14 protein-coding genes are annotated in these 21,680 nt (G+C 39.1%); 5 read left to right on the top strand and 9 right to left on the bottom strand.

Features of this window, described 5'->3' with window-relative positions:
• Positions 1-113: 113 nt before the first annotated feature.
• The gene (locus QUG14_RS20330; protein ID WP_289342254.1) at positions 114-263 is read right to left on the bottom strand and encodes a hypothetical protein; all 150 of its coding nucleotides are present in this window, start codon (positions 261-263) and stop codon (positions 114-116) included.
• A 383-nt stretch (positions 264-646) separates the two neighbouring features.
• On the opposite strand from QUG14_RS20330, the gene QUG14_RS20325 reads away from it, so the two are divergent.
• Together QUG14_RS20325 and QUG14_RS20320 are read left to right on the top strand one after the other, a co-directional pair.
• Positions 647-3,679 carry an efflux RND transporter permease subunit gene (locus QUG14_RS20325; RefSeq protein ID WP_289342253.1) on the top strand — a complete coding sequence of 1,011 codons (3,033 nt, stop codon included), beginning with the start codon at positions 647-649 and terminating at the stop codon, positions 3,677-3,679.
• 666 nt (positions 3,680-4,345) lie between these two features.
• Positions 4,346-5,143 carry an HAD family hydrolase gene (locus tag QUG14_RS20320; protein WP_289342252.1) on the top strand — a complete coding sequence of 266 codons (798 nt, stop codon included), beginning with the start codon at positions 4,346-4,348 and terminating at the stop codon, positions 5,141-5,143.
• Positions 5,144-5,352: 209 nt separating this feature from the next.
• Here the strand turns inward: QUG14_RS20320 and QUG14_RS20315 are convergent, their stop codons facing one another.
• The 8 genes from QUG14_RS20315 to QUG14_RS20280 all read right to left on the bottom strand — a co-directional run bounded on the left by QUG14_RS20315 (position 5,353) and on the right by QUG14_RS20280 (position 19,504).
• Positions 5,353-6,282, bottom strand: a complete 930-nt coding sequence (locus QUG14_RS20315) for a GNAT family N-acetyltransferase (RefSeq protein WP_289342251.1) — start codon at positions 6,280-6,282, stop codon at positions 5,353-5,355.
• Positions 6,283-6,446: 164 nt separating this feature from the next.
• The gene (locus QUG14_RS20310) at positions 6,447-7,193 is read right to left on the bottom strand and encodes a metallophosphoesterase family protein (protein WP_289342250.1); all 747 of its coding nucleotides are present in this window, start codon (positions 7,191-7,193) and stop codon (positions 6,447-6,449) included.
• A gap of 95 nt (positions 7,194-7,288) precedes the next feature.
• A complete protein-coding gene (locus QUG14_RS20305; RefSeq protein ID WP_289342249.1) occupies positions 7,289-8,233 on the bottom strand; it encodes a polysaccharide deacetylase family protein in 945 nt (314 codons plus the stop codon).
• Between the two features lie 4 nt (positions 8,234-8,237).
• Positions 8,238-9,608: a glycosyltransferase family 2 protein gene (locus QUG14_RS20300; protein ID WP_289342248.1), complete on the bottom strand. Its 1,371-nt coding sequence runs from the start codon at positions 9,606-9,608 to the stop codon at positions 8,238-8,240.
• 102 nt (positions 9,609-9,710) lie between these two features.
• Positions 9,711-10,601, bottom strand: coding sequence for a glycoside hydrolase family 16 protein (locus tag QUG14_RS20295; RefSeq protein ID WP_289342247.1), 891 nt, complete (start codon positions 10,599-10,601; stop codon positions 9,711-9,713).
• A gap of 380 nt (positions 10,602-10,981) precedes the next feature.
• Positions 10,982-15,508 carry a rhamnogalacturonan lyase family protein gene (locus QUG14_RS20290; protein WP_289342246.1) on the bottom strand — a complete coding sequence of 1,509 codons (4,527 nt, stop codon included), beginning with the start codon at positions 15,506-15,508 and terminating at the stop codon, positions 10,982-10,984.
• A gap of 437 nt (positions 15,509-15,945) precedes the next feature.
• Positions 15,946-17,157 (bottom strand): multidrug effflux MFS transporter, encoded by a 1,212-nt coding sequence (locus tag QUG14_RS20285; protein ID WP_289342245.1) that lies wholly within the window; start codon positions 17,155-17,157, stop codon positions 15,946-15,948.
• A 415-nt stretch (positions 17,158-17,572) separates the two neighbouring features.
• Positions 17,573-19,504: a BglG family transcription antiterminator gene (locus tag QUG14_RS20280; RefSeq protein ID WP_289342244.1), complete on the bottom strand. Its 1,932-nt coding sequence runs from the start codon at positions 19,502-19,504 to the stop codon at positions 17,573-17,575.
• Positions 19,505-19,694: 190 nt separating this feature from the next.
• Between QUG14_RS20280 and QUG14_RS20275 the strand changes: the two genes are divergently transcribed.
• The 3 genes from QUG14_RS20275 to QUG14_RS20265 are packed head-to-tail and all read left to right on the top strand — an operon-like array spanning position 19,695 to position 21,627.
• Complete coding sequence (locus tag QUG14_RS20275) at positions 19,695-20,012, top strand: PTS sugar transporter subunit IIB (RefSeq protein WP_289342243.1); 318 nt, start codon at positions 19,695-19,697, stop codon at positions 20,010-20,012.
• A 22-nt stretch (positions 20,013-20,034) separates the two neighbouring features.
• A complete protein-coding gene (locus QUG14_RS20270) occupies positions 20,035-21,252 on the top strand; it encodes a PTS sugar transporter subunit IIC (RefSeq protein WP_289342242.1) in 1,218 nt (405 codons plus the stop codon).
• A gap of 24 nt (positions 21,253-21,276) precedes the next feature.
• Positions 21,277-21,627, top strand: coding sequence for a PTS sugar transporter subunit IIA (locus tag QUG14_RS20265; RefSeq protein WP_289342241.1), 351 nt, complete (start codon positions 21,277-21,279; stop codon positions 21,625-21,627).
• Positions 21,628-21,680: the final 53 nt, after the last annotated feature.

Raw genomic sequence — 21,680 nt, 5'->3', positions numbered from 1 at the left:
TGAGTTAGAAGTCTGTTATTTTTGTATTTTTATATATCGCACAATTTCTCCTGAACCAAACACTTAATCAATACAAAAGATTTACAGAACCTTAACATCAACAAAGCAAGCTCTTAACAATAATTTACTATTCTAGTAATAGTGGGGATGGCACGTGTGGCTATCATGGTAATCGGCGTAGGAGGAGCCCTTACTGGCAGATAGAATTTTACATACTTTGAGTCATGCATAGTATCTGCATGACTCTTTTTCTTCCCTGCCATGGGGACGGTTCCTCCGGTTCTTCCCTAATTGAGCGTTTCACCATTCGCTGCAGCTTACATTTTTCTTGACCGCCTAGAATTCATATTATAAAGAACCCTGTCGAGTTGCCACCAGAACCGTCCCCACGGTCCTCGGTCTTAAGTCGTAGAAAAAATTCAGTCTCCTCAAAACTTGGAAAATATGGCATATTTAGGTAGCGGTAACGCGGATGACGGATAAATCCAAAAGCACTATAAATTTTCTCGATAAAAAGGCGGTGTTGTTCTAATTCATGATTAATCTATTAAAATATTGTTAATAAATAGTAAATATTGGATAATTTTTACAAAGTTATGTTAAAATTCTACTGGACTTTATATCTAGGTAAAGGAGAGATATTCCTATGTCAATTTTCACAAAATGGGCTTTTCGAAACAAAGCCGCAGTCTCATTGTTGACGGTATTAATTCTAATCATTGGGGTCGTTAGTTATTTTCGATTGCCGATGGAGTTCCTGCCTTCCGCAGACAATCCTCAAGTAACGATTATTACCATGGGGCAAGGAACCGATTCAAAAACGATGGAAAGTGAGGTCACTTCTCCGATTGAACGCGCGGTTACCGGAATAAAAGGTAAAAATTCGATTTATAGTTCAACGGGAGATGGCTTTTCAAAAGTTGATTTATTTTTCGAAGCCGGCTCAGACATGAAACAGGCCAAATTAGATGTTCAAGAGGCTCTATCAAATGTGGCATTACCAGCTTACATATCAAAGCCATTCATTTCGCAGCTCAATACCTCCATGATTCCCATCTCCAACATCGCAGTAACCTTTAAAGATGGCCTCACAACCGAAAACCTGGAATTAGTAAAAGAAAAAATTGAACCATTATACAAAGAAATTGACGGTGTTGCCCAAGTTCAAACCTACGGATTGGTGGACCCTGTCATCTCAGTAAAAATTGATAATCAAAAGCTAGCCGAAAACCAGATATCCCTTCAGAGTGTGATGGGAATTCTTCAAGGTCAAAACACCGCTCTTGCCATTGGTGAAAAGGCGATTGACGGAAAAACTAGTAATATTAAAGTGGTTGGCGACCTATCAAGTCTCGAAAAGCTCAAAAACCTGCCAGTTGCACCAAATGTAACCCTTGAGGATATCTCATCCATTGAGGAAACCACACAATCCAATTTTGTTAACCGTTTCGACGGGAATGAAGCGTTAAGTATCAGTATTACGAAAGACAGCAATTCAAATGCAGTCACCATTAGCAAAGAAATCGAAAAAGTAACAAAGGAAATCAACAAAAAATACGATACGCAAGAATCTACGATTTATGTAGCTTCAGCAGATTTGGTTAAAACATCTGTTCAAACGATGGTAAAAGAAGTTCTACTTGGGGCTTTATTTGCTACGATTGTGATTATGATCTTTTTACGTAATATCCGAACAACATTTATTACGATTATTTCCATCCCGCTTTCCCTTTGTTTCACCTTGTTCTTACTATCACGTTCCGGGGTAACACTTAATATTTTGACCCTCGGTGGGGTTGCTGTTGCCGTTGGGCGACTTGTGGACGACAGTATTGTGGTTATCGAAAATATTTACCGAAAAATGCAAACAGAGAAGTTTTCGGTTCAAATGGTGATTGATGCAACGAAACAAGTGGGTGTTGCGATTACAGCTTCCACGTTAACAACCGTCGCAGTTTTCCTGCCCATGAGTTTATTAAACGGCGGACTTCAAGAATTCCTTTTACCATTTGCCTTAACAGTAACTTACTCACTACTGGCATCACTTGTGGTTGCATTAACACTGGTGCCATTAATGAGTGCTGGTTTGTTGAAAAACACGAAACTTCCAGAACATAAACCGGCGGTACGCTTTCCAAAAGCAGTCAAATGGTCTTTAAATCACAAATGGGTGGTTTTTACGGTAAGCTTCCTACTGTTTGTCGGTTCGATAGGTGCATACTTCGCGATACCAAAGGGTGCCGTTGACAATTCGTCTGCAGACTTTGTCTCAGCAACCTTGAAATACCCAAATGAAACGCCTTTTGAAACGGTACAAGAAAAGGCAATTGAGTTGGAAAATGCGATAACAGCAATGGATGAGGTTGATTATGTATTTAACCAAGTCGGTTCTTCGGCTGATTCCGCTCAATTTGGCCAAATTGGTTCTCCCACTGAAGCGGTCATCAGCATCATGTTAAAAGATAAAGACGATACCGATAAGGTTTTAAAGGAAATTGAAAAGAAAAAGGACGACTATAAAGATGCTACATTAGAAGTCGCCACGGCTTCGTTTATGATGGGTGGATCGGCAACCAATATCACCATTGATGTGGTTGGTGAGGATATCGGTCAACTGGAAGATGCCGCAAACACAATTAAAGATAAGATTTCTGACATTGACGGTGTTGAAGAAGTAACAACGAATCAAGATGAAAAGAAAACCGTCTACTCTTTAGTAGTAGATCCTGCAAAAGGCAATACACAGCAAATTGCCCAGCAGCTTGGGGTCATGCTAAATCAAACCCCAATTGGTACCATTAGTTTAAATGAAAAACAAACAACCGTTGTTCTTGAACCTTTACTGAACACCAAAACGGAAGACGACTTGAAAAACATTCATATAATAACTGAAAAAGGAATGGTACCCGTTTCTGAAGTGGCAACCTTGAAAGTGGCTGAAACTTCAACAAGCCAATTCCATAAAGACGGCGAAACGTACTTGCGCGTCACAGCAACCGTAGATCCTGCAAAACTCTCTGAAATTTCAACCAAGATCAACTTGAAATTATTCGGTGATCAAAAGGACAAAAAAGGAATCGAGTTTCCTGAAGAGGTAGAAGTTCTTGTTGGAGGGGCAAGTGCTCAGCAGATGGAGGATTTCACTGATCTTTTCCTAACGATGCTCGTTTCAATCGGAATCGTGTTCTTGATTATGGTTATTACGTTTAAATCAATCAAAGCGCCAATTGCGATTTTAACCTCCCTGCCGCTTGCAGCTATCGGTGCGATTCTAGGAATCTTAGTCAGCCGGATTTCTGTTGATATTACCGCACTGCTTGGTGCGCTAATGCTGATTGGTATCGTCGTAACAAATGCGATTGTTCTGATTGACCGTGTAAGACAAAATGAAGAAAATATGACGATTCGCGAAGCGATTATTGAAGCGACGGCTACCAGAATGAGGCCGATTATGATGACCGCAGTCGCCACAATCTGTGCGATGATTCCACTCTTATTTAAAGAATCTCAAACTGGAAGCTTGGTTTCCCAAAGTTTGGCGGTTGTCGTTATTGGCGGGCTTGCGCTTGCTACACTGTTGACGTTGATCGTTATACCATGTGTGTATGAATTGCTGTATTTTAGGAAATCGAAGAAACAGCGGATGGTAGAAACTGTAGAGCAGCGCATGGAAATGTAAATAAGCTTAAAAATTCTAAGATTAATAAAAACTTTTCGATTATTTTGGATAATAAATAATGTTCACGTACCTAAAATAAGGTTAACCAGACTTTTCTGGTTGACCTTTTTTATATTCTCAAATGAAAAAGATAATCGGTGAGCGCATCGCCCGAATACCAAAAACACCAAAGAAACACCAAAGGGACGGTTCTCATGGTTTACTAATAGGAAAATCTGTAATAAGATTCCTCAGAACCTTCCCCATGAATACCCATGAACACCACGAGCATCTTGAATAATTTGATGAATAATACAAAATACTAATGCCTTAAAAGCAACTTTACCCATACCCGCAACATCCTCTGCCATATCCTTACCCCATAATTTTCATCTCCAATCTTACAATTAGCTTTTATCACCCCCCTATTATATTTTCAAAAACAAAGAATGCTTGGACTATTCGTTTTATGGACTCTGGGACAGTTCTATGATCATTGCCGATTAGAAAAAGCCTGCAGAACCGCCGCATGGTCTGCGACCTTATGGACCTTATACTTCTAGTTACTCATACTTCGAAACGGTCCTTGCTACCTATTAAACTTTATTTAATCTGTACACGAAATTTACAAGGCTTTAATATTCAGATGATATGATTGGTTTACCAACGAATGAGGAGGCAGTATAGATGAATGTACGTGCAATATTTATTGATATGGATGGAACACTACTAAAAGCCTCAAACATCATTTCCCGCCGAAATTTGGAAGCTATTTATAGGCTCATGAATCAAGGTGTCAAGGTATTTTTGGCTACTGGTCGACAATATGAAGTTACCGCTCCCTACCATAAAGAAATTGGATTACGAACTCCAATGATTTGTTTGAATGGTGCTGCTATTCACGGTGCAGAGACAGGAAAAGCTATACAAATGAAAACCGTCCAACTGAACGAAGAACGATTCCACTATTTGACCGCTGAAAAGCCCTATAATGTTATCATCCATACAGCAAATGGACTTTATTGTAAGGAAACAAATGAAGAAATCGATTATTGGACAAAAGTTGGGCAAATTCCTCCAAGGTACATTGGAGATTTAAGACAGGCAAATTATCAAGATGTTCTTAAATATAGTGTTCGAACAGGAGCACCAAGCCCTGAATTATCCGCTTTGTTTTCCAAGGAAGCAGAAGTCGTCAATTGGGATGACGGGTTTGAACTGCTTGCTCCTCATGTTTCCAAATGGTCTGCCATAAAAAGCTTACTTCGCGCATATCGAATTAGTCCAAATGAAGCCGTAGCCATTGGAGACGGGCCCAATGATATAGAGATGCTTCGTCATGCCGGCACTGGAGTGGCAATGAGGAACGCAAGCGATGAAGTTAAAGAAGCAGCAGATTTTGTTACAGGACACCACGAAAATGATGGATTAGCTGAATTTATCGAACGTTATCTTCTTAAATCTTTTGAATCAAATGTGATATGACTCCTTGTATGGCTGTTTTGGCTTTGATTGTTGTTCAACAAAGCTTACAAAAAGAGCCTTTTGTAGATAAAATACCATAGGGACGGTTCCAACGGTTCATCCCCAATTTAGCGGTTCACTGATCGTGATCCTACCATACCTAAGAATTCTTATTTACAAAGAACCCAAAAGACAAAAAAAGCCATCAGAACCGTCCCCATGTCAACATGTCAATTAAGTTCCTTCATATAAACAGCTGTCTGCGAATGAGGTCTCATCCCCACTGATTGATATAAGCGATTCGCATTAGTTAGACTATCACTATCCACATACAAAAGAATTGTTTTTTGGTTACGCTGATAAGCGATTCCAAATGTATGGAGGAGTAACGCCTTACCGATTCCGTGTTTTCGATATTCACGTTTTACGCCTAGCAAATCAATAAATAATCCATCTTCTTGCATTCTACTCATGAGGAATCCTGCTGGTTTCGAATCCTTCCATACTAGAAACCAAAGACTTGGATCGTAACCGTCACCCTTTTTTTGAGAAATCCATGTGGAAAAATCCTTCTTAGTATAGCCCCACGAATCCTGGAATGTTTCGTCGTATATCGTGAAAAGAGTTTCTTCATCATGATCGGGTTGAAAATGTTTTAACGTTATTCCCTCTGGTAACTGGTATTGGTTTGGTTGCTCTTCTAACTCTATTTTCATTCGTTCATATAGCCTGCTGAATTGATATCCCCGATCCTCAACCAATTTTCTAGCAGCGGTATTGGTAAATGAAAGTTGGTTCATTAACTTCTGCTTGCCCTCTTTCCCTTCTGCTAGAACATAGGCGCGTGCCTCCACTTTTTCTAGTAAAAGTGAACCAATTCCTTGATTCTTAAACTGTGGGTGAACAAATACACACGTATCCATTCTGTTTGCCCCTGTTACCTCAACAAAACCATACCCGATGATTTCATCCGTTGCCGAAGCGGCAATCCATGCATCTGTTTCAATCGGAATGGAACTCCACATATCTAGTACATCTGACAAGGTAATATCCGGTTCACCAATGTCCTCAATATCACACAATGCTACCATATCCGTAATAGCCTGAGCATCATCCAATGTCGGATGTTTAATTATAAACTTCTGAACTCCCTTTTCCATCTCTACCGCTCCCCCTTAGGTCCAAATACATTATTTCTATTAATATCTATCTATTTTAAACGTTATTTATTAACCGTTCATAAAAAAAGGTCAATCAACCTTAATTCACATAAAATGATCGACACACTAAAACGCCCCCAAAGCATTAAAAGAGAGCTATCAAGTTATGGTTTTAATTGATTCCCATGAAAAACGTTAATAAGAAAGTCACGTTCTGGGACCTGCAACCGTTCATATGACTCTAAGAATCTAGTGTTATCAAAAGCAACTTCTTCTAAACTGACAACAAGCTTGTCCTTCTCTATATTTACTATTGAATAGGGAGCAGTTGGTTTCGAATTGCATCCTAAAGAACCTGGATTTAAAAAGATGGTGTTATCACCCTCGAAAAAATGAAGTGGATGATGATGTCCAAAACAGATTAAATCTTCTTCGTATCCTTCAAATAAAGAGGTTAAATTATCTAAACCCGGCTCAACAATTCTACTAAAAGGGTCCTGGCTAATATGGTCATTTAATTTCGCCCGCTTAATGTGATAATGGATAAACAAGATAGACTTCCCTTCAATCGTTTGACTGATTGTCCGGGGCAACACTTCTAATTTTGAGATGAAACCCTTGTCCATTTTATCCGCTATCCATTGGTGATGTTCTTTTGCGTGAGAATGACTTAAGGGGTGTTCTTCCCCCTTAAGAAGTGCCAAAACGGCTTCATCATGATTTCCAGTAATCATCGATACATCAGTTCTGGCAAACAAAGTTTCCAAAACTTCATTTGTATCAGGTCCAATTCCAATCATATCTCCTAAACAATAGATATGTTCAATGTCCCGCCTCTTATCAAGCTCATTAAGAACGGCCTTCAAGGCAGGAGCATTACCATGGACATCCGTAATTACGCCAATTTTCATATCAAAATGAGCCTCCTTTTTATGTGAAATTATACCATATTATCTCAAAGTGAAGGACCAGTTATCAGGATCCTCCCATATCTTCGTGCAAATTTTCAACTACCTTGTTCAGTTACATCTATCTTTTTCTCAAGAATATAAATAAAATCCTCCATCGAGTAAAATGGATAAACCGCATACCTAGGAATCTCCAAAATGTGCTGGGTTGGATCTGCGTATCCAGGCTCGACGGTAAAAGCCATTTTAATCTTCAATTCTTTTAATATATCTAACGTGGTGGTATCGTATTCTCCATATGGTGCGGCAAAGGATTCTGAACGCCCTAACCATTCTTTTGCTTTGCTAATATCCTCTTTTACATCCAACCGGTCATAGGCTTCTACGTAGGAAACTTCGCTATCATCCCTATGGTGGAAAGAGTGGGTGTGGTTTCCATAATCAAAGACATCACTTGCTTCCTTCAATTCACCGATGCTTGCATATTGGAGAAAGGAAGAATCATAGACAACGGTTCGATCAGTAATGAGTCCAGTAATAAGGAAATGGACAGCGTTAAATTTATGCTTTTTTAGTACAGGATAAGCAAATTCAAACACATTTTTAAAACCGTCATCGAATGTAATCAATACACTTTTGGCCGGAACCTTCTTCTGGTTGCTCATAAATCCTTCAAATTCTTTCAGAGACAATACCGTATAATCTTGTTCCTTCAAATAATCCATTTGCTCGGTAAACTCTTCGAGCGTGACGACCATTTCATTGATGTCGCCATCTTCAGTGTAGTGGTGTTTTTCCAATTGACTCTCCGGGATAATTTGGTGATACATGAGTACGGGCACTTTGTCGGCATACTCCTTCACAAAAGAGAAATCGCGATTAACAGAAATGGGAGCTGTATTCGTTTCACTTAGCGACTGTTTGGCAGCCACTGGCGGCATTCCAAAACTCACAACATAATCAAATAAAAAGTAACAAAGAGGGCTAAAGATCACTATGAAAAGAACGGTAAATAATAGATTGGAGATGGCGTATTTTTTCATTTCATTAACCCCCTATAGTATCTTTAACGCTTGCTTTTGCTCCCATATCTAGCATGATCGGCTGTCCAATCCGTTCGGAACGGCTCCATCCCTCTTTATCGAAAAAATAGAGGATGGTTCCAACCGTAACAAAAAACAACCCTGTCACTCGATAGAGTATGACTTCAATCGGAAGAAATAAAAGCAACGTAATATAATCTCTTAAACTATATAAATGACCGAATCTTCTGGAAACGATTAACGTAGCAATATCTTGCATAATGGCTAAAACAACCGACATGATTAATAGAATGATGGATAATTTCAGATGGCTCATAGTGGCAAGAACGATGATCGGAACCATTAGAGTGGGATAGGCGGATACAGTTCCAAGTAAAAAAGAATCTAAAAATAAATAGGTGGATACTTTGAAATTCATTTTTCGATAAAATGACTTGCGATACGTTATGATACAGTCGACAAACGCCTTTTGCCAACGAATTCGCTGTCTATACAAACTTTTAAAACTCGCCGGACACTCCGTATAACAAACCGCCTCAGGTACAAAAACAATCTTTTTGCCCTTCATACAGGTGCCGATTAATTCTTGGATACGCAGAGTAATATCCATATCTTCACCGACCGTTTTTCTGTACCCTTTTGCTTGAATCAGTACACTTCTACGAAAAGCCCCGAAGGCCCCAGCTATGACCGTAATCGATCCAAACTTTGATTGCGTGGTTTTATGTAAATAAAAAGCACTCAAATATTGAACGACTTGATAGCGAATAAGACCAGATAGTTTAAAACTTGGGCTTAATTTCTTTCCAGTATGTCTAAATCCTTGGACAATGTTCACCAATCCACCAGCAGCAACGACAGAGTCATCTGAAAACGCTAGGTTCATTTCGTTTAAGGAATTGGGCTCGAGAATGCTATCGGCGTCTAACGTAATCACGATTTCATTCTTGGCAAAATCAATTCCTGCATTAAGGGCATCTGCCTTCCCGCCGTTTTCTTTATCGATCACCCAAATATAAGGATAGGTTTTAGACTGATACACATCTCTTACGCTTTCGTGTTTCAGCACACCTTGTTTGGATTTTGAGGACTTCACCAACTCAAGGTGTTTTTGGAAGGTTTCTAAACTGTCATCGGTGGATCCATCATTGATAAACAAAATTTCTAAATCTGAGTAATTCACATTAAAAATTCCCATCAGACAGTTTTCAATGACGAGTGTCTCGTTATAGGCAGGAATCAAGATACTGATTCCCTTTTCCTTTGATGGATAATCTCTCTTTTGCTCTCTGCTCGAATAGAGTGGAATAAAAATATAGAGAGTATGAAACAGGATAAAAAGACAGAAAAGGAACATCGTGATCGTTAACATCATAGAAATGTCCTCCAACTTTTATAAAGACATAGTTCTTTTTATTGGGCGAGTGAATCTTCAGATGTGCTAGATTGAGAACGGACGGTTCAAAAAATAATAATCTTACTCCTCAATTCCCTGATAAACCCTTACATATTCTATTTCATAACTGATAGGAAATACCGTCGTATCATCAGGATACCCTGGCCAATTCCCCCCAACCGCTGTATTTAGGTATAAATACATTTTTTCATTTGGAATGTTCTTATTGATTGTGAATCTTTCTACATCGTCGATTAACCACGAAATCGAATGTGGAGTCCATTCAATACTAAAAGTATGAAAATCTTTGGAGAAGTCTGGTCCTTTAAAACTGGTAGAAGCACTTTTTAACTTTCCGTTCTCCCCTAACCAATGGGATACCATCCAAACTTGATCAGGCTGGTGGCCAAGCATTTCCATAATATCGATTTCTGGCAGCCAGGTATTTTCCTTATCCGTCATCATCCAAAAGGCTGGAAATATTCCTTGACCTGCTGGAAGCTTAGCCTTCATTTCTGCTTTTCCATATAAAAAGTTGAATTTACCTTGTGTATGGACGGCCCCAGATGTGTAATCCTTCCCTTTAAATTGTTCTTTTTTGCTGATTAAATTTAAAACTCCAGCTTCGACTTTTACATTAGTAGGTGAATAGTATTGTAGTTCATTATTTTTCTCAGATGCCCAATCTTCCAAACTCCACTTATTGGAACTTAGGCAGTTATTTTCAAATTCATCTTGCCAAATTAAAACCCAACCGTCTTGTCTAGCAGTCTCAAAGTCATTGGATGTTAAATCCTCCTCCTCACATTCACCGGCATCAATCTCTGACAAGTTTGTTTCAATTGTATTTTGCGTGGTAGGCTCATTTTGAGGCACGAGGGTTATATCTTCCTTTGTAATCGGAAAATAGTTAAAATAGGCTAGTGATAAAATAATCGACAGAATAAAAAGAAATTTATAAAATGTTTTCATAAATCGACTTCTTTCTCCAAAAATAATTGTTATATCGTAATCGATAGATTGATGCTTCACTGCATTGAGTATTATATATGATATTGGTAAGAGGAATATTCATGATACGGAGTTTTAATAGTGTCGGGACATTACTTATGGCTTATTTCTCCTTAGCTTGGTGGGATGTGATACCTCCATTCAGACAACTCCTTGCTTTTTTCCACCTTAGCCTGTCCGAATGATACCTCCATTCAGACAGGTTAGGTGATTCCGAAGGCGACTGAGTTCGAACCACGAAAAAACACCGCATTTGTTAATGTATCTTAAACAAAATGCGGTGCTTGTTCATTTAAGACTAAATACCTATCAATCTCCTACAAATACGGATAAAGCCACCCTCAAAATTGCTTCAATTTAAAAGCAGCGATCCCCTCATGGTAACTAGCATTAACTTTCACCAATTCCCCACGATCTGATAGATAATAGATCGGTACCGTTCCTTTATTTTCCCCAACTTTAAGGGTATATGGAACTTCTACTTCTATACTATTACCGTTGCTTTCTGTAAAATCTGTTACCATATTTCCGTCCAAGGATAAACTGAAATCGTAAACAGGTTGATCTCCTGTCAACGCTTTCTGTTCTTCACTCAGAACATCACCTGATAGTGTTGAAATCGTAAACACTAGTTTTTCTGATTCAACACCAATTCGGTTACTTAGTTCATTAACTGATAACGTAACAGATCCAAGATTCGCGGTAAACGTCACCCTCTTTACTGATTTCCCTTTAACTGCTTTAATACTTTGTGAAGGAACGCTAACATCAAATTTCGTTAAATCCAAACCGCCGTTTACCCGAACAATGATAGTGTTTGCCTTCATGGTTTCCGCTGCCAACTGCATTTCTTCTGCAGTTATATTCACAACAGCTTTTTTCCCTTCTTGATGGGCAAGAACATGGATGGTTCCTGTATCCACCAAGCGTGATCCTGCCAGGATTTTTGGTGCTGGAGGTTCCTCCATCCCATGTCCTAAATAAAAGCTAGTGTGTGGCGGTTGATTATACCCTACATTCTGCCAGGCAACGCCTAATCTGTATACTGGGTCATGCATAAGTGTGTGGATCCGATTTTCAGTCACATCTGTAGTGGTATAAATACGTATGGCACTGCTATCTTCCAAGCGCCAAATAGCTTCTTCTCTCCAATCACCGAAAAGATCTGCCTGCATGACAGGATTCCCTTTTGTGCCGTTATTGGAGAAGGTTCCTTCAGCGGTCAAAAGATTAACAAGCTTTTCATTTTGATAATCCCACTTACTAATCGTTCCAACCCCATTTGTTCCATCAAAATTGTGGTCTAACAACTCACGAAGAAGGTCTCCATCCCACCAGATAGCAAAGTTCGCCGGTGGTATATTTTTAGAAATCAACTCACCTTGTGCCGAATATAAATAACCCGTCGTATCATTCCATTCGCCGCCGATTGCCCATGCTTGCTCCCCTGGATATCTTGGGTCGATATTGGCCGATAAACCTCTTCCCGTATCTCTTCCCGTTTTATGTCCCCAAATCACTTCTCCAGTAGCTGCATCTCTCATCGCCAAGCCGTATGGTGAGGACCCTTTTTCAAATACACTAAATACCTCAAGTCCAGGTCTTAGTGGATCCAAATCTCCAAGGTGCATCGCATCTCCGTGGCCAAATCCTGAATTGTACAGTGGGGTGCCATCATGATCAAGCGTCATTGCCCCATAGACAATTTCATCTTTTCCGTCCCCGTCAACATCAGCGACACTTAGATTATGGTTTCCTTGACCACCATAACTGCCGTTTCCAGGAACACTCGTGTCAAACTTCCATAGCTTTGTTAACTTGCCATCTCTCCAGTTATAGGCTACAATGGCCGATTTCGCATAATAGCCGCGCGCCATAATAAGACTTGGGTGTTCTCCATCCAGATAGGCAATCCCAGCAAGGAATCTTTCCGAGCGATTCCCGGTGCCATCTCCCCATTCAGACGAACTTCCCCTTTTTGGATCATATTCCGTTGTGGCCAGTTCCTTACCTGACTGTCCATCAAAAATAGTTAGGAATTCCGGCCCTCGATAAATACGTCCAGCACTATCCCGATGGTCCGCGTTAGGATCACCAATGACCTTACCTGCTCCATCAACCGAACCATCCGAGGTTCGCATCGCAACTTCTGCTTTTCCATCACCATCTAAATCATAGGCCATGAATTGAGTATAGTGTGCTCCAGCACGAATGTTTTTCCCAAGATCAATTCTCCATAATTGCGTCCCATCCATTTTGTAAGCATCAATATAGACATGACCGGTATAACCTGTTCTCGAATTGTCTTTTGAATTTTCAGGATCCCATTTCAAAATCAATTCATATTCCCCATCACCATCCAAATCGGCAACACTGGCATCGTTGGCATTATAGGAATAGCGATCCCCTTTTGGCGTGACACCGTTCTCAGGTTTTTGTAGTGGAACGTCAAAATAGCTGCTGCTCTTTACAGTCGTACTCTCTGAACTTGAAAGCTCTTTCCCATTTTGTACAACACGAACTTCGTACTGTGATGTAAGTGTTCCATCCTGATCAAGGTAATTCGTGCTATTTGTAATCGGCTCTTTCGTAATCTTTTTACCGTCGCGATATAGATTAAAAGAAATGTCCTTCGGATCCGTACCGAGCAATCTCCACCCGACGTAAATACCATTTTCAGCCTTAACGGCCATTAGACCTCTATTTAAACGTTCCATCTGCCGGTAATAATAAGTAGCTGTCGGAACCTCTAAAACAGAGGAAAACGCTGATAATCCTCCGGAATTGACAGCTTTCACTCGATAATAATAAGGAACATCTGTCAAAACAGTGTTATCTACAAAACCAGCACCTTCCGAAACGCCTACCTGATCAAAAGGTCCGTCCTTTTTATCAGATCGATAAACATAATAGATATTTGTATCAGCTGTTTGATCCCATGCTAATTCGATGGTATTTCTTGTGGCACTTACATAGGTAAGTCCCTTTGGCGCATTTGGAACCGCAACCTCTTCATCAAACATTTCCACAATGACTGCCGTACTAAATTTTGATTCAACGTTTCCGATCCCTTCAATGAGGGCAGTTACAGCGTATGAATAGGTTATTCCAGGCATAGCTATCTCATCGGTAAACTCTGTTGAAGTTGATTCTCCTATTTTTTCATAGTCGCTTTCTCCATCAGCAAGTTTTCTGTACACTTGATAGCCAATCGCTTCTTCAACCTTATCCCAGCTCAATGCTACTGAACTTTTTGGAAAAATAACTCTTTCCTCCAGCTTTAAGCCTTCAGGCGCATCAATCTGACGATTTGTATGGATGGAGATGGTTTTCTCGCCCGATAGATTTGTTCCATCATTTGTCGTAGCTACTACCTTCACTTGTCCCCAGCGCTTCGCCGATAGCAAGCCATTCGCACTAATCTCTGCGATGTCTGTTGGAGTACCATCCAGATCGGAAACACTCCAAGTAACGGAACGATCCTCTGCAAAAGCTGGAATGACGTTTGCGGCCATTTGAAGTTTTTCACCTTCGTTAACGATATCTTTTCCATTGATCCCGCTAACAAAAACTTCGGTCGCTTTTACGATTTCATCACTTAATTCAATAGGGGTAATGTCTATACCGTTTAATCGTCTATCATTCCCACCCACATTGAATGTCATTTTTCTATCGATTACTTCAACACTTCCGCTTAATTCACCAAATTTCCCACTACTGCTTGTCATCGTTCCGAGGTCAATATCCTCTACCGTAATGGCTGTTTCATTAGAGGCGATTGCGTCCCCTGCAGTAATTTTCACATGGTAAGTCCCATTCGGAAGATCAACTTCAAACGTATAATCGTCACTGCCTTGCAAAAGAACAAAATCTCTTAATAAAGAATCTGAAAAACTACGATCACGAGATACGACGGTTTGATCAAGTCCGTATCCCAATTCTGGAGAATAGTGTGTGGATTCTGATACTCTAGCATAACCATTTTCTAGAGCACTTGAAGTAGTACCAAAATCAAATTTTAATTTCGGTTTATTCGATGGATGAATAGCGATGATGGTTTCCCCTTTGACTTCTGACCCATCAGTGGAATGGGCAATCACCTTCACGTTGCCCGGTAATTGAGTAGTTAATAACCCAGCACTGTCAATAGAGGCTAGTTGTGTTTGTGATCCATCAAGTTCTGTGACCTCCCAGATTAATGATGGATAAGAGGCATTCTCTGGTGTAATTGCAGCTTGCATTTTCAACTGTTCACCGGCTAAAACTTCATTTGCTCCTCCGGCTCCATTAACAGCAATTTCCTTAATTTTAATATCTTCACCCGATTGTTCAAGTAACGTAATCTCAATCACATTGATTCGTGTATCATTTCCGTTAATGGTAAAAAGCATTTTTCCGTCAAGAACCTTGACTGTACCTGTTAGCTCCTCAAATTGTCCGCTTCCTGTATTGGTTGTACCTAAATCAATCGATTCAACACTTACGGACGTTTTATTTGACGCAATCGCATCCCCTGCGCCCACTTTCACTTGATAGGTACCATTTGGAAGATTCGCTCTGAACGTATAATTTTTTGCACTGCTTGTATCCAGAACAAAATCTCTTAAAAGCGGATCTGCAAAGGATCGATCACGCGAACCAATTTTCTTATTTAGGCCGAATCCACTTTCTGCTGAGTAAACCGTTGATTCAGACACACGTGTATATCCTTCTGCAACCGGGCTAGTTGCCGTACCAAAATCGTACTTCCAATCTTGTTGCTCAGCCTTAACAGGGGTAACCCCATTGCCGAAAACCGGTAAAATAGAATAGCATAGGACAAAAATAGTCAACAACACAGAAAAGGCTTGACTACCTCTTTTTCTCATTCAACATAACCTCCTATTTTTTTGTTTTAAAGTTCTCTTTTTTCATTCAACCCCTTCCATCTCTTGCCCGAAGGCTATATTTGGCATCAGTATCAGTACCAATTTTCAAAAAAATATGTAAGCCTCATTGAAAACGCTGCCAACCTACATCTTAACAACACCCCATAAGTACGAACATAGAAAAAACAGTCATGTTTGTTCAATATTCAGACTATTCAGCCTAATAATGTTTCTGCGACCATGGGGCGACCATGGGGACGGTTCTCATGGTTCTTTTCTTGTTGAAAGTTGTGGCTTATTCACCAAGAATCCCGAAGAGAAAAAAGCCAGTAGAACCGTCCCCATTGGCACTATATCAACCATAAAAAACTCCCTTCCAATTGTGAAGGGAGTTTTCTAGTTATTATTTTTACCATTCGTCTTGAATGAAAATGGTATTATTTTGCCGTCTGAACCCTTAAAGAAGATTTTCTTACTAATCCATAATAAGATAAAAACGCCATAAAGCTTGCTAAGAAAATCACAATTCCCATTGGAATGGCTGAATATTCTCCGGCAATTCCTACAAGTGGAGCGGTTAATGATCCGAGTACAAAGGGAAGCAGCCCTAAAAGTGCAGAGGCACTACCTGCAATATGCCCTTGTGTTTCCATTGCTAATGCAAAGGAAGTCGTCGCAATGATTCCGATGGAAGCAACTAAAAAGAAAATTGGAATAGCCACTGCAATAAGTGGTGCCTTTACTAGGAAAGCTACCAGTAATAATGAACCTGCTACGTTCGAAATCAATAACCCAATCTTTAAGAAGGTCCTCTCTGAAATAAGATCTGCAAAACGACCCACCACCTGACTACCAATAATCAGAGCAATTCCATTCACTCCAAATAATAGACTGAACACTTGCGGAGTAACACCATAAATATTTTGATAGACAAACGGAATACCGGAAACGTAAGCAAAGATTCCTGCAATGATAAAGCCTTGGGTAAGGGCATAACCAGCAAACTGGCGGTCTTTTAACAAAGAGCCAAAGTTCTTCAGAATTTGTGAAATATCACTTGGGACACGGTTTTCCATTGGTAATGTTTCTTCTAATTTCCATGAAACGATGAACACCAATACGATACCTACGCAAGCTAAAACAAGAAAAACACCTGACCAATTTGTAAATGCGAGTATAATGCCTCCCGCAATCGGCGCCACGATTGGCCCAAGGTTCCCCACCAACATCAATAACGCGAAGAATTTGGTGAGTTCCCTTCCACTGTACACATCGCGTACAATGGCTCTAGAAATAACGAGTCCACCTGCTGCTGCAAAACCTTGTATGAAACGAGCCCCGATAAAGGTGTAAATATTGGGTGCAAACGCACATATGACAGAGGAGATTAAATATAGGATGAGGAAAATTCTCAAAGGCTTACGTCTGCCTTGAACATCACTCATAGGCCCAATAATCAGTTGGCCTAATCCCAATCCTAATAGGCAGCTCGTTAAACTAATTTGTACTAAGGAGGCTGTTGTGTGGTACTCCTTTACAATAGTAGGAAATGAGGGTAAATACATATCAATGGTAAAAGGACCTAATAATCCAAGAGACCCTAAGAGTAAAGCAAGTTGCAATCGTTTCGTACCTACTAATTTATTCATTCTTCCTCTCCTTTCATACATCATTTCTATTCGTCAAATAAACGCTTCTATATAAATTCACTTTTAGCTTGACGGTTTATAAAATGTATGGCATTCATACAAATTAGCATAGGCCCAAACATTTCGTCAACCGAAATGAATTCATAAGATTAGATTGCTTTCCAAAAAAAATTATTAATATTTAGTAGATTTACTAATAATTAAAACAAAAAACTCGTCTGCAGTGTGCAAGATGACGAGTTTTTTGCCTTAATGATTATTGGAGGTTAAAGAAAACTTCTCCTCCCCATATGCCTTATGGACGGTTCCTACGGTTCTTCCCCCAATTTAGCGGTTCAAGTGGCCGCTACCTAACCTAAGAATTCTTATTTACTAAGAACTCCCGAAGAAAAAAGCCAGCAGAACCGTCCCCATGTTAAACTCCCTCTTCCATTAATAATAAAAGGTTGTTTATAAATTCATCATAATTCTTGGATTTTAATAAAAGGTAAACATTTTCTGGTTCCGATAATATTTTGATAAAACTATCATAGATATCCCGAAAAATGCTTCGTTCGTCCTTATTCAGAGCAATTAGTGCGATAATTTGTACAGAATTGTTTCCCCAATTAACAGGTTTGTTATTTAATACGATTGAAATAGCCGATTTTAATGCGTTCATTTGCATCGAATGTGGCACTGCTACATTATTATTAAATGATGTTGAGGACATTTTTTCCCTTTCAAGGATATCTTCAATGCCCCCTTCATCGATAAATCCTAACTGGACCAATTTATCTCCAATAAACCTGATCATTTCAAATTCATCTTTTAAATAAATGTTCTGTTGAAACAAGTGGGGGTCGAAAAGGCTGATTAAATGATTTTTCAGCTTCATACGACTTCGTTTTTTATTAATCTTTGTTATACTGTGCTGAATCTTCTGAATGTCCTCTTCTAAAAAAAATGGATTTAAATGGACAATTTCATGTTCCGTTAGTTTGGGAATCTGGACCGTTGTGATCATCAAGTCTGAGTCAATTTGCCCGAAATCACTATCAAGTTTTGTAATCACTCTGCTTATCTCAATTTGTTCTCCGAAAGTCTGCTCAAGTCTTTTTAACATCGGGATGTGCATATTGTAATACTCCGGACATACAACTGTGCATGTTATTTTATATTCAAGCGTTTTTTGACGTTCGAGAAAGGCACCAATATGGAAGGCGATATAGGCAATTTCATCTTCGTTGATTTGAATATTTTCTTTTTTTTGTATCTCATTCGAAATAAATACTGCTAGGTCATAAATGAGTGGATAAGATGATTTAATCTGCTTGGTTAATGGGTTTTTTGACAAATAATTATGCCTTGCCCGGTTAATTAAATTTCGTATATGCAAGGTAAATTTTATTAGAAATTCATCACCGTAAATATCCACCAGATAATAATCTTTCACTTTTTGAATAATGTCATTTACTAGGTGAATATAACGCTGCTCAATATATTCCCCAAGATTTTCGTTGTTTAAGTTGTCATAACTCAATATCGTTGCCTTGCTAATTAAAAGGATCGTTAAGTAATATAGCTCTGCTCCTTCAAACGTTGTCCCAAATTCAGATTTTATTAACTTGGCGATATCTGAAGCCGCCTTATATTCATTTGTTTTGGTTAATGCCTCTATGTTGTCTTCCGAAATGGTTCGATGCTGGCTGACCCGATCCGTTGCAATCACGATATGGAGCAGGATGTTCCCGATTGTGTATTCATTTACATAAAGATTATAGGATGCCAACACGTTGATCAGCTCTTCCTTGAAATCTTTTAAATCATAACCAAAAGCGGATTGGATACTTTCTAAATGCAAAAATTGGTCCTTCGTTTCTTCGTAAAAAATATGGCTCATCAACTTTCGTTTATCTCGTTCACATCCACTTAAAATGAACAAGTCGCCATCTCGTTTGAAGGATAAATTAAACTTTTCCAAAAGGCTTTTGGCCTTTTTTAAATCTCCTTCAATGGTGGATGTACTTACATAAATTTCCTCACTTAGGTCAAATATATCCATTCCTTCAGAATGGGCAATCGATTGCTTTAATAGATAATAGAGCCTCTCAAGTGGCGTCAGTCCTACTCGTGTTTCTTTATCCTCTTTCCGCTGCATTTCATAGTAAACGGTTTCATTTATTTTGTAACCTAGGTTAGAGGACATAATCAATACGGATGGAGAGGTGGTTTCATTTATTTCATTCACATATTTACGGATGCTCCGGCTGGATACAGTAAATTGTTTAGCGAAAATATCTGCTTTTACCCAACCATTTTTATTTAACAAGAATTGAATAATCTCTCTCTCTCTCTCCTTTTTCATGCTACAAAACCCCCAAAGGTCTATTTAACGTTAGTTTTCCACTAATATAGTGTAAAAAAACACATAATAAAATGATAGGTTAAAAAAGTTCCTACCCCCCGGAACTTTTTCAACTTGAGCTCAGACCTAAAAAAATAAGACAATAGCCTCAGAAAGTTAATTCAAATTTACCTTATGGGAGGAAATTATTATGACAGAAAAGACAATTCTTTTAGTATGTGGCGGCGGTGCTTCTAGCGGATTCATGGCCCAAAACATTCGAAAGGCTGCTAAAAAAAGAAATATTGAACTAAATGTAATTGCCAGAAGCGAGTCTGAAGTAGACGAATATTTGAATGAAATTAATGTCCTGCTCATTGGCCCACATCTAAAGTATATGGAAGAGGATTTACAAGCGAAGGTGAGTGCCTTTAATATTCCGGCTGCGGTGATCCCGCAAACCATTTATGGTCTTTTGGATGGAAACAAAGGTCTGGACCTTATTTTGGAGCTTCTTGGCGAAAAATAAAATAGAACGGAGGTTGATTCGAGTGAACACGTTTATTAATTGGATGAACCAAAACTTTACGCCAAAAATGAATAAAATAACGAGAAATGTATGGGTTTCATCGATCCAGGAAGCCTTTATGGCAATTTTGCCGCTGATTCTTGTAGGATCGCTGATTACATTGATTTCAATTTTGAATAATTATTTTTCAAAAATGCCTAATTTTTCACCCATCACTACCTTTTCATTTGGTCTTATAAGTATATTTATTGCACTATTAGTTCCTTACTTTATTATGGAAAAAAAGAAAAAGAATGATAGAAAAATAATCTCAGGATTAACAGGTCTTTCCCTTTTTCTAATGCTGCTTATGCCTAAGTTTACAGACGACGGCGGTATCACCTTCACGTTGGAGCGTTTCGGCGGCAATGGCATGTTTGTTGCTTTGATTGTTGGCCTTATGGTTGGAGCATTCATGTATCTTTTTTCTAAGTTCTCTTTCTTTAAAGGTTCAAGTTCGCTTCCGGATTTTATTATTATTTGGTTTGACACGATTATCCCAATCACGATTCTTTTGCTGTTAGGATGGTTATTTACCTTCCAAATGAATGTTGATTTGTATAATTTAATCTTAATGGCTTTTGAACCGGTTACCGTGATTGCCCAAAGTTTTACCGGATTTGTATTCATCTCATTCCTTGGCATTTTCTTTTATTCTTTTGGAATCAGTGCCTGGATTCTGTACCCAATTATTTTTCCGATTTGGTTGGAGGGTATCCAAGAGAATATCGATGGTGTAGCTCAAAATATCCATACAATGGAAACGCTAACAGCTTGGGTGTGGATTGGAGGTATGGGTTCCACACTGCCATTGGTCCTGATGATGTTATTCTTGGCAAAGTCCAGCCAATTAAAGGCAATTGGTAAAGTAACCCTCGTACCATCAATTTTCAATATTAATGAACCTGTCATTTTCGGTGCTCCAGTTGCTTTTAACCCGATTTTAATGATACCGATGTGGTTGAATGGACTGATGATCCCAGCAATCACTTACATTGTTTTGCGTCTGGACTGGGTTACAATCCCTGAGAGACTTTTCCAACTATGGTATATGCCTGTAGGGATTTCTTCCATCCTCATTAACTCCGATTTCAGAGGGTTAATTTTAGTAGCTCTAGTGGTGGTAGTATCATGGTTGATTTGGTTTCCATTTTTCAAAGTATATGATATGCAGCAGTTTAAACAGGAACAGGAACAGTAGAAATGAAATATGGAGGTTTAGACATTGAACGACAACAACTTAAATGATATCAATGAAGTATCGATGAAAATCATCCTAAATGCCGGTGACGCGAGATTAATCATTAAAGAAGCACTCGACTGTGTGGCAACTTGTGAATTCGAGGCGGCAAAGCAAAAGCTCGTTGAAGCGAAAAAGAAAATTACCGCTGCGCACGCTGCTCAGACTGAAACCATTCAAAGTGAAGCCCGTGGTGAGCAAATTGTATTCTCCCTCTTGTTTGCCCATGCGCAAGACACGTTAATGACAATCATGAGCGAGTGGAATACAGCCAATCATATCATTCGTTTATTTGAAGTGTACGATGAACGGTTAAGAAAGCTTGAAGAAAAATAAATCATGAGTAAATGCCAGGTGGATCGTACAATCTGGCATTTACCTTTTCAGGA

Origin of the sequence: Neobacillus sp. CF12 (assembly GCF_030348765.1) — a bacterium.
In the GTDB taxonomy this organism is placed as follows: Bacteria; Bacillota; Bacilli; order Bacillales; family Cytobacillaceae; genus Neobacillus.
Note: the sequence above shows the minus strand (reverse complement) of the source record. Positions and strands in the feature narration are given on the sequence as shown.